We start from the raw sequence: 12859 nt of genomic DNA, 5'->3' as shown, positions 1-12859 counted from the left end.
GGCAGCACTACTCCGCCGCGGCGCGGACGCCGCTCGGTGCTGCCGGAAACTCGCAAGCCACGGTGGTGCCGCGGTCCCGGCCGGTGTCGATGCGCACCTTGCCGCCATGCAGTTCGACGAAGCTCTTGACGATAGACAGGCCGAGCCCGGCGCCGCGCCGCCTGCCGCCATTGACCCGCGGCTCGAAGCGCCGGAACACCGTGTCGAGGATTTCGGGCGGCATGCCCGGCCCGTCGTCATGCACGGAAAATTCGACCCCATGCGGCAACTGCCGGCAGGAAAGCGTGATCGTGCTCGCCTCGGGCGCATAGTTCACGGCGTTGCTCAACAGATTATACAGTATCTGGCGGATGCGGGTCTCGTCGCCGTGGAAGGTCTTCGGCGCGCCGGCCGCGTCGATCTCAAGCCGGATCGAATGCTCCTCCAGCCGGTCGGACACAAGTTCGGCCGCCGCCGCGATGGTCTGGTCGATACGAACCTCGGCTATCTCCAGCTCCATGATGCCGGCGTCGACGGTGGCGAGGTCGAGAATGTCGTTGACGATGGTGAGCAGCACGGATGACGACGAGCCGATATGCTCGACATATTCGCGCTGGCGCGGCGCCAGCGGCCCGGTGGCGGCCAACGACAAGAGCTCGGTGAAACCGATAATGTTGGTTAGCGGCGAGCGCAGCTCATAGGACACGTGCTGGACGAAATCGTTCTTGAGCTGGTCGGCCTTCTGCAACGCCTCGTTCTTCTCCTTCAGCGCGCGCTCGACAGCGACGCTGTCGGTCACGTCGACGAAGGTCATCATGACCTGGCCGTTGGGCAGGTGGATGACGGCGTAGCGCAGCACCGTGCCGTTCACCAGTTCGGTCTGGCCATGCCGGTCGCGCCGCTCGTCGTCGAAGCCGGTCACCGCCGCAACGAAGCCGCCCCAGGGGCTGTCCTTGGCGAGCGCCTCGCACTGGGCGCGGATCGCCGATATGTGCGTCTTCTGGCCGACAATGTCGGCCGGCAGCCCCCACAGGCCGGTAAAGGCCGGATTCGAGAGCCTGATACGGCCGTCGGGCCCGAACACGGCGACGCCTTCGGCCAGATTGTCGAGCGTCTCGCCCTGCACCCTGACCACCGTATTGTAGCGGCTTTCGAGGTTCATTTTCTCGGTCAGGTTCTCGAACACCCAGGTCACGCCACCCTTGGGCTGCGGGTTGGCGACGACGCGGATCGTGCGGCCGTCGGGCAGATGCCACCAATGCTCCTGGGTCTCGACCGCGCGATAGGCGGCAAGCAGGTTTTCCTTCCAGCGCCGCCATTCCGGCTGTTCGGCGATCTTGCCTTCGCTGCGCAACCGGTCGAGCAGCAGCGCATTATCCGGCGCGCTGGCCAGGAAGCCGCCATCGAGATCCCAAAGCTTCTGGAAGGCCTGGTTGAAGAAGCGCAGCTTTTGACCGCTGTCGAAAATCGCCACCGCGGTGGTGAGCTGGTCGAGCGTGTCGGCATGGCTGCGGACGGTCCGCTCGTATTCCTCGCGGATCGCCTCGATGGCGCTCATGTCGGTGGCGATGCCGGCCGAGCCTTCGCCGCCGGCGTAATTGGTGACCGTGAAGACCTTGCGGTCGCCGCCGATCACGGTCGAAAGCTTCTGTTCGAAGACCGGCGTGGCCAGATGCTGGCGGGCGATCGCCTCGCGCGCCGGCGTGCCGAGAAACTCCCTGCCTTCGCTGATCGCGGCCTCGGGGCTGGAAGTCTCCACGGCTTCCGCATAGGCGCGATTGACCCATTTCAGCCGCCCGTCGGCCGAGCGGATCCAGAACGGCATCTTCAGCGCATCGATCAGCCCGAGCATGTTCTCGTGCTCGGCCGAGAGCCGCTGGTTTTCCAGCCGCAGCCGCGCCTGGTTGCGCTGCGCCTCCGACAGCGACATGAACTTTATCAGCACATGGGCAGGAGTCTTGCGGCCCTGGACCTCGAGCGGTGCGCCGCTTTGCGTCTCGACCACGAGGTCGAAGGCGGCGGACCTTTCGCGCAGCCCGGCCATTGCGTGGTCGAGCGCTGCCGCCGAGCGCGGCATCAGCCAGCGCCCGAAGGCCAGGAAGGCCGCGCGATCCTCGGGCGCGCCGGTCTCCGCCGGCAAGGCACCGATCAGTTCCGGCTTCTGCTTCTCCGACGCCCACACCACCACACGCTGGTCGCGCAGATTGAGGAGCGCATCGGAACGCTGCAGCGATGCGTTGAGATCGGCGATGCGGTTGCGCAGCTCTACATTCTCGGCCGATGTCCGGGCCCGTTCGCGGATCAGGACGATGGCCGAGATCAGAGCCGCGCCCATCACGCCGGCGAACATGGAAATCTGGATCACCTCGACCGTGCCGACCGAGAGGCCGGACGAGCGCACGACGGCTTCGGTTTGCGCGAAGGCCAGATCGGTGGCGAGAAGCGTGGAAAGCGAGGTTGCGCCGAGCAGGCGCCGAACGGGGGAACGCGCGAACAGGCGCTTCGGCCATGCTCCGCCGAACCGCGCGCCGGTATGTGAATCATTGCGGCCGCCGGTAACGGCCAGTCCCGCTCTACGCGGGTATTCCCCCGGCATGCCTTGTTCCTCTCCGCCGTCCGATTTCAAGACCGCCCGGCAATGCCCCGGCGGTTCGCCCAAGAGCCGAAGCATCGCGAATCACGTCACCATACAGTCTGGGCGAATCGGCGTGAAGAAGGCCGCGGCGCAAAAAGAAAAACCGGGCGAAAGTCAATCGCCCGGCTTCAATATCTGGTAGTTTGGTAAACGCAGATCAGTATCTGTAGTGTTCCGGCTTGAACGGACCCTGCTGCGTCACGCCGATATAGGCAGCCTGCTCGCCGCTGAGCTCGGTAAGCTTCGCGCCGAGCTTGTCGAGGTGCAGCCGGGCGACCTTTTCGTCGAGGTGCTTGGGCAGGACATAGACCTCGTTCTTGTAGGCGCCGGGCTTGGTCCACAGTTCGATCTGCGCCAGCACCTGGTTGGTGAAGGATGCCGACATGACGAAGCTCGGATGCCCCGTCGCATTGCCGAGATTGAGCAGCCGGCCCTCGGAAAGCAGGATCATCCGCTTGCCGTCCGGGAAGGAGATCATGTCGACCTGCGGCTTGACGTTGGTCCATTTCAGGTTGCGAAGCGCCGCCACCTGAATCTCATTGTCGAAATGGCCGATATTGCCGACGATCACCATGTCTTTCATCATGCGCATGTGGTCGAGCGTGATGACGTCCTTGTTGCCCGTAGTGGTGATGACGATGTCGGCGGTTGGGGCCGCATCTTCCAGCGTCACGACCTCGAAGCCGTCCATGGCCGCCTGCAGCGCGCAGATCGGGTCGACCTCGGTAACCTTGACGCGGGCGCCGGCGCCCTTGAGCGAGGCGGACGAGCCCTTGCCGACGTCGCCATAGCCGCAGACCACGGCAACCTTGCCGGCCATCATCGTGTCGGTTGCGCGACGGATGCCGTCGACCAGCGATTCCTTGCAGCCATACTTGTTGTCGAACTTCGACTTGGTGACCGAATCGTTGACGTTGATCGCCGGGAAGGGCAGCAGGCCCTTCTTCTGCAGCTGGTAGAGCCGGTTGACGCCGGTCGTGGTCTCTTCGGTGACGCCGCGGATCGCGGCTTTCTGCCTGGCGAAGAAGCCCGGCGTCGCCGCCATGCGCTTCTTGATCTGGGCAAACAGTATCTCTTCCTCCTCGCTGCCCGGATTGGACAGCACGTCCTCGCCGGCTTCGGCGCGCGCGCCGATCAGAATGTACATCGTGGCGTCGCCGCCATCGTCGAGGATCATGTTCGACGTGCCGCCATCGGCCCACTGGAAGATGCGGTCGGTGTATACCCAATAATCTTCCAGCGTCTCGCCCTTGACCGCGAACACCGGAACGCCGGAGGCGGCGATGGCTGCGGCGGCATGGTCCTGCGTGGAGAAGATGTTGCAGGAGGCCCAGCGGATTTCGGCGCCGAGCGCCTTCAGCGTCTCGATCAGCACCGCGGTCTGGATGGTCATGTGCAGCGAGCCGGTGATGCGCGCGCCCTTTAGCGGCTTGGCCGAACCGAATTCTTCGCGGCAGGCCATCAGGCCGGGCATTTCGGTTTCGGCGATCTCGATTTCCTTGCGGCCCCAGTCGGCGAGCGAAATGTCGGCGACGATGTAATCCTTATCTGCCATGGCAGCGCTCCGGTGAAATGAGTTTGACGCGCGCCCCGGCGCAAAGCCGTTCAAAAGGCGCAATTTATCGGCGCCTGACTAACAGATAAGCCGGCCTCCGACAATGGGATATAAAGAAATCTTTATTCGTGCATGTCCCGGAGGGACGCCAGCGTCAGTATTCTTCGCCGAACCGGGTCGCGATCAGTTCCTCGAGCGCCGCCATGACCTCATGCGCCTCCGGTCCTTTTGCGGTCACGCGGATGGAGCATCCGGGGCTGGCGGCAAGCATCATCAGACCCATGATCGAGGTGCCGCCGACCTTCACCCCATCGCGTTCGACGTCGACCGACGCCTGGAATCCGCCGGCGACCTGGACGAATTTGGCCGAGGCGCGCGCGTGCAGGCCTCGCTGGTTGACGATCTGGAACTCCCGGCTGACGACGCCGTCCTCACTCGAAAACGGCATTCCGCTCATTTGGTGCTCAGGAGCTGACTGGCTACATTGATGTATTTGCGGCCGGCGGTCTGCGCTTCCTCGAGCGCGCCGGCCATATTGTCGGCCTTGCGCACGCTGGTGAGCTTGATCAGCATCGGCAGGTTCATGCCGGCGATCACCTCGATGCGACCCGGCTCCATCACCGAGATCGCCAGATTGGACGGCGTGCCGCCGAACATGTCGGTCAGCACCACGACGCCGGCTCCGGTATCGGTGTGCGCGACGGCGTCGACGATGTCGCGCCGGCGCTGCTCCATATCGTCATCGGCGCCGATGGCGACGGTTGCGAAATTCTGCTGCGGCCCGACGACATGCTCGACGGCATGGCGGAACTCTTCGGCCAGCTGACCGTGCGTTACAAGCACGAGTCCGATCATTCTGCGGCAGCTCCCGTCACGGCTCTTGTCATGAGCTCATCTTGAATGCCCGGCGCTCCATTCCATTTCCGGGATGGCGGGAGCGCTATCTTGGCGACGCGGCCAGCGTTGACAAGCCCCAAATTGCGGCTGTGCCGGCCATATTGACGCATTTTGGCCATTGGTGCGGTCGGTTTTCACGCGAATGGCGGCAGGGAAAGCCGCGCGGCGACCGCGGCCGCCGCGCCGGCCGCATTGCGTTCCGCAAGGTCAACGCAGGCGACCTCGCAGCCGGCGAGCGCGACCGTCGCCTCCTCCGGAAACCGCTCGGTGGCGTCGGCCGGCGCCAGCCTGACCACAAGGTCGACAACGGCGGACGGCTCGGCCGGGATCGGCCGCGGACCGAGACCGCGGACCTCGACCAGCCCGCTGATCGTCGGGGGTGCGCTGCAGACCACGCGCCCGCCACGATTGGAGAGAAAGACCTGATCGTCCGAGACAAGCCGGGCGAATATTCCCTCGCGCCTTGCCTGGGCGATGAGAGCCAGCGCCAGCGCGGTCTTGCCGGAGCCGGCGCCGCCGGTAATCAGCACGCCGCGGTCGCCGAGGATGACCGCAGTCCCATGCATGTTCTGCGGCGTCATTTTCAGCCTTCGGCGGGAAGCGTCATGACGAAGCGCGCGCCCTTCATGTCGCCCGGCTTGACGCCCGGAATGTTCTCCGCCGTCAGTGAGCCGCCATGCGCCTCGGCGATCTGCCGGCTGATCGACAGGCCGAGGCCCGAATTCTGGCCGAAAGCCTCGCCCGACGGGCGGTCGGTATAGAAGCGCTCGAATATGCGGTCGATGCTGTCGGCGCGGATGCCGGGGCCGTTGTCGTCGATGGTGACGATGATGAACTTGCCCTCGCGCGCCAGCGAGACGTTGATGTGTCCGCCCTCTTCCGGCACGAAGGAGCGGGCGTTCTCGATCAGATTGGTGATGACCTGGCCGAGCCGCAGGTCGTGGCCGTTGACGTAGTAGCCCTTGACGCCCTGCGGCAGCTTGGCAGCCTTGAAGTCGATAGTCATCTTGCGCTTCTGGCGGCCGGCATCCTGCGACACCGAGACGAGGTCGCCGACCAGCTTCTTCATGTCGACCCGTTCGGCGTCCTCGCGCGCCAGTTCCGCATCGAGCCTGGAGGCGTCGGAAATGTCGGTGATCAGCCGGTCAAGGCGGCGGACATCGTGCTGAATGACATCCATCAGCCGCTCGCGCGATTCCGCGCTCTTTGCCAGCGGTAGGGTCTCCACGGCGCTGCGCAGCGAGGTCAGCGGGTTCTTCAGCTCATGGCTGACATCGGCGGCGAAACTCTCGATCGCCTCGATGCGGGCATAGAGCGCGTTGGTCATGTCGCGCACCGCGATGGACAGATTGCCGATCTCGTCCTGGCGGTCGGAGAAATCCGGAATTTCCTCGCGGTTCTTGACGCCGCGCCGCACCCTGACGGCGGCGGCCGAGAGCCGGCGCAGCGGGTTGGCGATGGTCGAGGCAAGCAGCATTGACAGGATCACCGTGACCAGCGCCGCCACGCCGAAGACGCGCAGGATGGCCTTGCGCTCGGCGGCAACGATCTTGTCGATGTCGCCGCCCTCGGTCGACAGCATCAGCACGCCGAGCACACCGCGAAACCGTTGGATGGGAACCGCGACCGATACGATCTGCTCGCCCTGCTCGCTGACCCGGACGATGGTGGACGGGCTGCCGGTCAGCGCGTTCATCACTTCCGGGAACGCCGCGCCATTGCCGCCCGGCTGTTCGCGGTAGATCGGCAGGTCGGTGTCGCGGAAGAAGTCGAACACAGCCTTTTGCAACCGTTCCAGGATGTCCGGCTCTTCCTCTTGCACCGGCGGCAGGTCGTAGCGCAGGATTTGGCCGCGCGAGTAGAGATGCCGCGAATCGAGGAGCAGGTTGGCGTCGCGGTCGTAGATGCGGGCGCGCGTTCGGGTCGGCGAGATCAGCCGCCGCAGCACCGGCGCAACGCGCTCGGGATTGATCGGGAAGTCGAGATTGTCGAGCTGGTCGGAGCCGGGGCCGATGCTTTCGCCCGCCTGCAATTCGAGCAGCTTTTCCGGATCGATGCTGATCGAATCGGTCTCGACCGTCGCAGAGGCCGCGATGGCGCCGGCGATGATCTCGCCCTGGGTCATCAGGCTTTCGACGCGCGCGTCGATCAGGCCGTCACGGAACGTGTTGAGATAGAGGATGCCGACGACGAGGACGCCGAGGCCGGCCAGGTTGAGGAAGAGGATGCGGCGCGTCAGGCTCGAAAAGACATAGTGGCCGAGGAAGCGCCGCAGGGGCACGGTCACGTTGGATAGAAGCGAAGGCAGAATCCGGCGCGGCCGCTTCGCGGCGGCCGCCGGCTTCTTCAACTCCACTTCCATGGCCATTTGGAACGCCGCTTAAGCCTCGCGGAACCGGTAGCCGACGCCGTATAGCGTCTCGATCATCTCGAAATCGTCGTCGACGGCCTTGAACTTCTTGCGCAGGCGCTTGATGTGGCTGTCGATGGTGCGGTCGTCGACATAGACCTGCTCATCATAGGCCGAATCCATCAGCGCGTCCCGGCTCTTGACGACGCCCGGACGCTGCGCCAGCGAATGCAGGATCAGAAATTCAGTGACAGTCAGCGTCACTGGCTCGCCCTTCCAGGTGCAGGTGTGGCGCTCCTGGTCCATGACCAGCTGTCCGCGCTCGAGCGAGCGGGCCTGCTGGTTCGGCGTCTTGGCCGCGGCCTCGCGGGCCGATGCGCGGCGCAGCACCGCCCGGACCCGCTCGACCAGCAGGCGCTGCGAGAACGGTTTGCGGATGAAATCGTCCGCGCCCATCTTCAGCCCGAAAAGCTCGTCGATCTCGTCATCCTTCGAAGTCAGGAAGATGACCGGCAGATCGGTCTTCTGCCGCATGCGGCGCAGAAGCTCCATGCCGTCCATGCGCGGCATCTTGATGTCCAGGATGGCCAGGCTCGGCGGACGAGCAGCCAGACCTTCCAGCGCCGAGGCGCCGTCAGTGTAGGTTTCGACGCGATAGCCTTCCGATTCCAGGGCTATGGAAACCGAGGTCAGAATGTTGCGGTCGTCGTCGACCAGCGCGATTGTCGCCATTTCAAGCTGCTCCCTCATGAGCGGGTGTCCCTTCCTTGGTCGAGAAGGGGCTATTGGGGGACAAATTGGGTACAAAATGTGGCACATCAACCGGCCGATGTCACAGCCGGGCTGCCACAATCTCTCCGCCCCGAGCCGTTTCTTTACCTGTTTGGCCCAGAGATCACAACGCCTTATACCACCGAAACGATGCGGCCTAATGGCCGATCTAACCGATTTAAACAAAATTCAAAAACCTTAAATCGATTAATAGTTTGAAATCGTTTGGCTTTTCTGTTTGAGACCAGGCGTGCCCTAGGATCTGTTCCAGTTGGCGCAAAGCGGCGGCGGGCATCTGAAGGGGCTCACATGACGGAAACAGGAAAACGAAACCCCGCCTGCGGGATCGACGCGGCCGGCCTGAAAACCAGCGGAAGAGTGCATTACAATTTCAATGCCGCGGCGCTCTATGAAGAAGCGATACGCCGCGACGAGGCCCGGCTGACGGCGCATGGCGCGCTCGTCGCCTATACCGGACAGCACACCGGGCGCTCGCCCAAGGACAAGTTCGTCGTCCGCAACGCCGCGACCGAAGCACATGTCTGGTGGGACAACAACAAGCCGATGAGCGAGGCGCATTTCGATGCGTTGCTTGCCGATTTCACCGCGCATGCGGCCGACAAGGACCTCTTCGTGCAGGATCTGGTCGGCGGCGCTGATGAGAACCAGAAGCTGCCGGCGCGCGTCGTCACCGAATATGCCTGGCATTCGCTGTTCATCCGCAATCTGCTCATTCGCCCGGCGGCGGAGGAACTGGATCGCTTCGTGCCGAGCATGACGATCATCGACCTGCCCTCCTTCCGCGCCGACCCGGTGCGGCATGGCTGCCGCACCGAAACGGTTATTGCCGTCGATTTGACCCGCATGATCGTGCTGATCGGCGGCACCTCCTACGCCGGCGAGATGAAGAAGTCGGTGTTCACCGCGCTTAATTACCTGCTCCCCTCGCGCGGGGTCATGCCGATGCACTGCTCGGCCAATGAAGGGCCGGACGGCGATGCCGCTGTGTTCTTCGGCCTTTCGGGAACCGGCAAGACCACGCTTTCGGCCGATGCTTCGCGCACCCTTATCGGCGACGACGAGCATGGCTGGGGGCCGGATGGCATCTTCAACTTCGAGGGCGGCTGCTACGCCAAGACGATCCGCCTCTCGGAGGAGGCCGAGCCGGAGATTTTCGGCACGACCCGCCGCTTCGGCACCGTGCTTGAAAATGTTGTGCTTGACGACAATCGCGTGCCGGACTTCGACGACGGCTCCCTGACCGAAAACACGCGCTGCGCCTATCCGCTGGACTTCATCGCCAATGCCAGCAAGAGCGGCCGCGCGGGCCATCCGAAGAACATCATCATGCTGACCGCCGACGCGTTCGGCGTGATGCCGCCGATCGCCAGGCTCACGCCGGCGCAGGCCATGTATCACTTCCTTTCCGGCTACACCGCGAAGGTCGCCGGCACTGAAAAGGGCGTCAACGAACCGGAAGCGACGTTCTCGACCTGCTTCGGTGCGCCTTTCATGCCCCGGCATCCTTCCGAATACGGCAATCTGCTGCGCCGGCTGATCGCCGAACACGGCGTCGATTGCTGGCTGGTCAACACCGGCTGGACCGGCGGCGCCTATGGAACGGGCAAGCGCATGCCGATCAAGGCGACGCGGGCGCTGCTTGCCGCTGCGCTCGACGGCTCGCTGAAGAACGCGGAATTCCGCACCGACCCGAATTTCGGCTTCGCCGTGCCGCTTTCCGTTCCCGGCGTCGATGCGGCGATGCTCGACCCGCGCTCGACCTGGGCCGACCGCCAGGCCTATGACCGGCAGGCGAAGAGGCTCGTCGGCATGTTCATCGACAATTTCGGCAAGTTCGAAGCGCATGTCGACGCCGCCGTTCTGAGTGCTGCGCCGCGCGTGCAGGAAGCCGCGGAGTAGCTGGTCTCACAGCTCGCTTTTTTGAAGGCCCGGCATTTGCCGGGCCTTTTTCTTTTGGCTAAACCGTTCAATTGCGAGGACGGAGGAACCCATGCCCGAGCTGAAAGAAATTCCGCTGCGCTTCCGCGGGTATGCCGAGCCGGACATGTCGCGACGCGCTGCGGAGTTCCGCGAACTGATGTCGAGGCGGCGGACGGTCCGGCATTTTTCCGACCGCCCGGTGCCGCGCAGCCTGATCGAGGATTGCGTGATGACGGCGGCGACCGCGCCATCCGGCGCCAACCAGCAACCCTGGACCTTTGTCTGCATTTCGGACGCCACGATGAAGAGCCGTATCCGCAAGGCCGCCGAAGAGGAGGAGCGCGAATTCTATAGCGCCCGCGCCTCGCAGGAATGGCTCGACGCGCTCGGCCCGCTCGGCACCGACGCTGAAAAGCCGTTTCTGGAAACCGCGCCATGGCTGATCGCGATCTTCGGCCAGCGTTACGGCCTTGGTCCGGATGGCGGAAAGGTCAAGCACTACTACGTGCCCGAATCGGTCGGAATCGCCACCGGTCTGCTGATTGCCAGCCTGCATAATGCCGGGCTCGCCTCGCTCACCCACACGCCGTCGCCGATGGGTTTTCTCAATGCGATTTGCGGCCGGCCGGACAATGAGAAGGCGATCATCCTGCTCGTCGCCGGCTACCCGGCGGACAACGCGAAAGTGCCCGACATACGGCGCAAGGGAGCGGACGAGATCATCGTCTGGCGCGAGTGACCGAGCGCGACGGCATATCGGTAGCGCCCGATGTCTTCATAAGCGAGGACGAACTGGTCGAGAATTTCATCCGCTCGTCGGGTCCGGGCGGCCAGAACGTCAACAAAGTGGCGACCGCCGTTCAATTGCGCTTCGACGCAAGGAATGCGCCGGGCCTTCCCGAGCGCGTGCGGGAGCGCACGATAAGCCTGGCCGGCCAGCGCGCCACCAAGGACGGCGTCATCGTCATCGAGGCTGGCCGGTTTCGTACGCAGGAGCAGAACCGCGCCGATGCGCGCGCCAGGCTGACCGCACTTGTCGCCAAGGCCGCCGAGCCGCCGCCCAAGCCGCGCAAGAAGACCCGGCCGACCAAGGGTTCGGTCGAGAGGCGGCTGCAGAGCAAGGCCGGACGCTCCACCGTCAAGAAACTGCGCGGCAGGGTCGACAGCGACTGAGCGCCTCCTCAATTTATACGCGAGCCGACATGGCTTCCATTTTTGCATGGCAAATGCCAAATTTGCCGTCGCGCGGGGGCGCAAGGAGATGTGGCATGGGAATATTCGATTTTGTGAAGAATGTCGGCGAGAAACTGGGCTTCGGCGATGACGACGACGAGGCGGCGAAAGCCGCTGCCGTGAAGAAGGAACTCGAATCCCACAAGCTCGGCACCGACAAGGTCGATGTGGCGGTCAAAGGCGACAAGGTCATCCTCAAGGGTGTCGTCAAGGACCAGTCGATCTTCGAGAAAGCGGTCGTCGCCGTCGGCAACACGCTCGGCATTTCGAAGGTCGAGGCCGACGAGCTTAAGGTCGTGGCTCCCGATTCGGGCCTGAAGCTCGACGGCAATGTCGACATGACGGCGCTGGTCGCGGCCGCCAAGCCTGCGAAGCAGCCGGTCTTCTATACGGTCAAGAAAGGCGACAATCTTTCGAAGATCGCGGAGGCGAGCTACGGCAAGGGCAAGGCGTCGAAGTACACCGTCATTTTCGAGGCCAACAAGCCGATGCTGAAGCATCCGGACAAGATCTATCCGGGCCAGGTGCTGCGGATTCCCGACATCGAGCAGGCGTGACGCGCCCCGGGGCCGCCAATGTTCCGGTGCGTCCTTCGAGGCTCGCTGCGCTCGCACGTCAGAATGAGGAGGGCGGCGGTGCACCTCCTTATTCTGGAAAGCGCATGCTGGCTGTCCAGGTATTGAGTGCAGCGTTACGGCACGAGAATGGGCTAAGCGCCCTCATCCTGAGGTGCGACCCTGAGCTTGTCGAAGGGGAGCCTCGAAGGACGCACCTATATAAGGGCCATGATCCAGGTGCTTCCCAAAGGCGTTCGCCACATTCCGGGCTACCTCGACCGCGATGCGCAGGAAGCGCTGGTTGAGGACATTCGCAAGGTGGTGCTGGCAGCGCCGCTCTATGTTCCCGTCATGCCGCGCACCGGCAAGGAAATGAGCGTGCGCATGACCAATTGCGGGTCGCTCGGCTGGGTGACCGACAAGGAGCGCGGCTACCGCTACCAGCCGACGCATCCTGTGACCGGCGAACCGTGGCCGCCGATCCCGGACGCGCTGCTGCGCCTCTGGCAGGAAGTCGCCGGCTACCCGCACTCGCCGGAAGCCTGCCTGGTCAACTTCTATACGGATGCGGCGAAGATGGGCCTGCATCAGGACCGCGACGAACTCGACCTCGCCGCGCCGGTCGTGTCGGTCTCGCTCGGCGGCGATTGCCTGTTCCGGGTCGGGCAGACCAGCCGCGACGGCCCGACAAAGTCCTTCCGGCTGCGGAGCGGCGACCTGGTCGTGCTCGGCGGCGAGGGCCGGCTTGCCTTCCACGGCGTCGACCGCATCTACTCGGCGACATCGACGCTCTTGAAGAATGGCGGGCGAATCAATCTTACGCTGAGGCGGGTGACGCCTCCCGGCTCTTCCTAACCGATTCTACAGTCTTTCCGTGTAGGTGGCTCGGTGTGACAATTGCAGCGCCGGATCACGTTTCGATGACGAATCGCAAGTCCAAA

12 protein-coding genes are annotated in these 12859 nt (G+C 64.1%); 5 read left to right on the top strand and 7 right to left on the bottom strand.

Features of this window, described 5'->3' with window-relative positions; all coding sequences use genetic code 11:
* Window positions 1-7: 7 nt before the first annotated feature.
* The 7 genes from G6N73_RS08505 to G6N73_RS08475 form a co-directional block, all read right to left on the bottom strand.
* Window positions 8-2575 (bottom strand): sensor histidine kinase, encoded by a 2568-nt coding sequence (locus tag G6N73_RS08505; protein ID WP_165026056.1) that lies wholly within the window; start codon window positions 2573-2575, stop codon window positions 8-10.
* 196 nt (window positions 2576-2771) lie between these two features.
* Window positions 2772-4169, bottom strand: coding sequence for an adenosylhomocysteinase (ahcY, locus tag G6N73_RS08500; protein WP_165026054.1), 1398 nt, complete (start codon window positions 4167-4169; stop codon window positions 2772-2774).
* Window positions 4170-4323: 154 nt separating this feature from the next.
* Window positions 4324-4626, bottom strand: coding sequence for an HPr family phosphocarrier protein (locus G6N73_RS08495; RefSeq protein ID WP_206078739.1), 303 nt, complete (start codon window positions 4624-4626; stop codon window positions 4324-4326).
* Window positions 4623-5024 (bottom strand): PTS sugar transporter subunit IIA, encoded by a 402-nt coding sequence (locus tag G6N73_RS08490; protein ID WP_008834403.1) that lies wholly within the window; start codon window positions 5022-5024, stop codon window positions 4623-4625. The genes G6N73_RS08495 and G6N73_RS08490 overlap by 4 nt, the downstream gene beginning before the upstream one ends.
* 176 nt (window positions 5025-5200) lie before the next feature.
* Complete coding sequence (locus G6N73_RS08485; RefSeq protein WP_165026052.1) at window positions 5201-5647, bottom strand: HPr kinase/phosphorylase; 447 nt, start codon at window positions 5645-5647, stop codon at window positions 5201-5203.
* Window positions 5648-5649: 2 nt separating this feature from the next.
* A complete protein-coding gene (locus tag G6N73_RS08480; protein ID WP_165026050.1) occupies window positions 5650-7434 on the bottom strand; it encodes a sensor histidine kinase in 1785 nt (594 codons plus the stop codon).
* A 12-nt stretch (window positions 7435-7446) separates the two neighbouring features.
* The gene (locus G6N73_RS08475) at window positions 7447-8148 is read right to left on the bottom strand and encodes a response regulator transcription factor (RefSeq protein ID WP_008834406.1); all 702 of its coding nucleotides are present in this window, start codon (window positions 8146-8148) and stop codon (window positions 7447-7449) included.
* 348 nt (window positions 8149-8496) lie between these two features.
* Between G6N73_RS08475 and G6N73_RS08470 the strand changes: the two genes are divergently transcribed.
* The 5 genes from G6N73_RS08470 (at window position 8497) to G6N73_RS08450 (ending at window position 12773) form a co-directional block, all read left to right on the top strand.
* Window positions 8497-10107 (top strand): phosphoenolpyruvate carboxykinase, encoded by a 1611-nt coding sequence (locus G6N73_RS08470; protein ID WP_165026047.1) that lies wholly within the window; start codon window positions 8497-8499, stop codon window positions 10105-10107.
* A 91-nt stretch (window positions 10108-10198) separates the two neighbouring features.
* The gene (locus tag G6N73_RS08465) at window positions 10199-10867 is read left to right on the top strand and encodes a nitroreductase family protein (RefSeq protein ID WP_165026045.1); all 669 of its coding nucleotides are present in this window, start codon (window positions 10199-10201) and stop codon (window positions 10865-10867) included.
* Entirely contained in the window at window positions 10864-11301 is a 438-nt protein-coding gene (gene arfB / locus G6N73_RS08460) for an alternative ribosome rescue aminoacyl-tRNA hydrolase ArfB (RefSeq protein ID WP_165026043.1), read from the top strand. Before G6N73_RS08465 ends, arfB begins: the two co-directional genes overlap by 4 nt.
* Window positions 11302-11396: 95 nt before the next feature.
* The gene (gene lysM, locus G6N73_RS08455; RefSeq protein ID WP_165026041.1) at window positions 11397-11918 is read left to right on the top strand and encodes a peptidoglycan-binding protein LysM; all 522 of its coding nucleotides are present in this window, start codon (window positions 11397-11399) and stop codon (window positions 11916-11918) included.
* A 231-nt stretch (window positions 11919-12149) separates the two neighbouring features.
* Window positions 12150-12773, top strand: a complete 624-nt coding sequence (locus tag G6N73_RS08450) for an alpha-ketoglutarate-dependent dioxygenase AlkB (RefSeq protein WP_165026238.1) — start codon at window positions 12150-12152, stop codon at window positions 12771-12773.
* The last annotated feature ends 86 nt before the right edge of the window (window positions 12774-12859 follow it).

Source organism: Allomesorhizobium camelthorni (assembly GCF_011045125.1).
Taxonomy (GTDB): Bacteria; Pseudomonadota; Alphaproteobacteria; order Rhizobiales; family Rhizobiaceae; genus Allomesorhizobium; species Allomesorhizobium camelthorni.
Note: the sequence above shows the minus strand (reverse complement) of the source record. Positions and strands in the feature narration are given on the sequence as shown.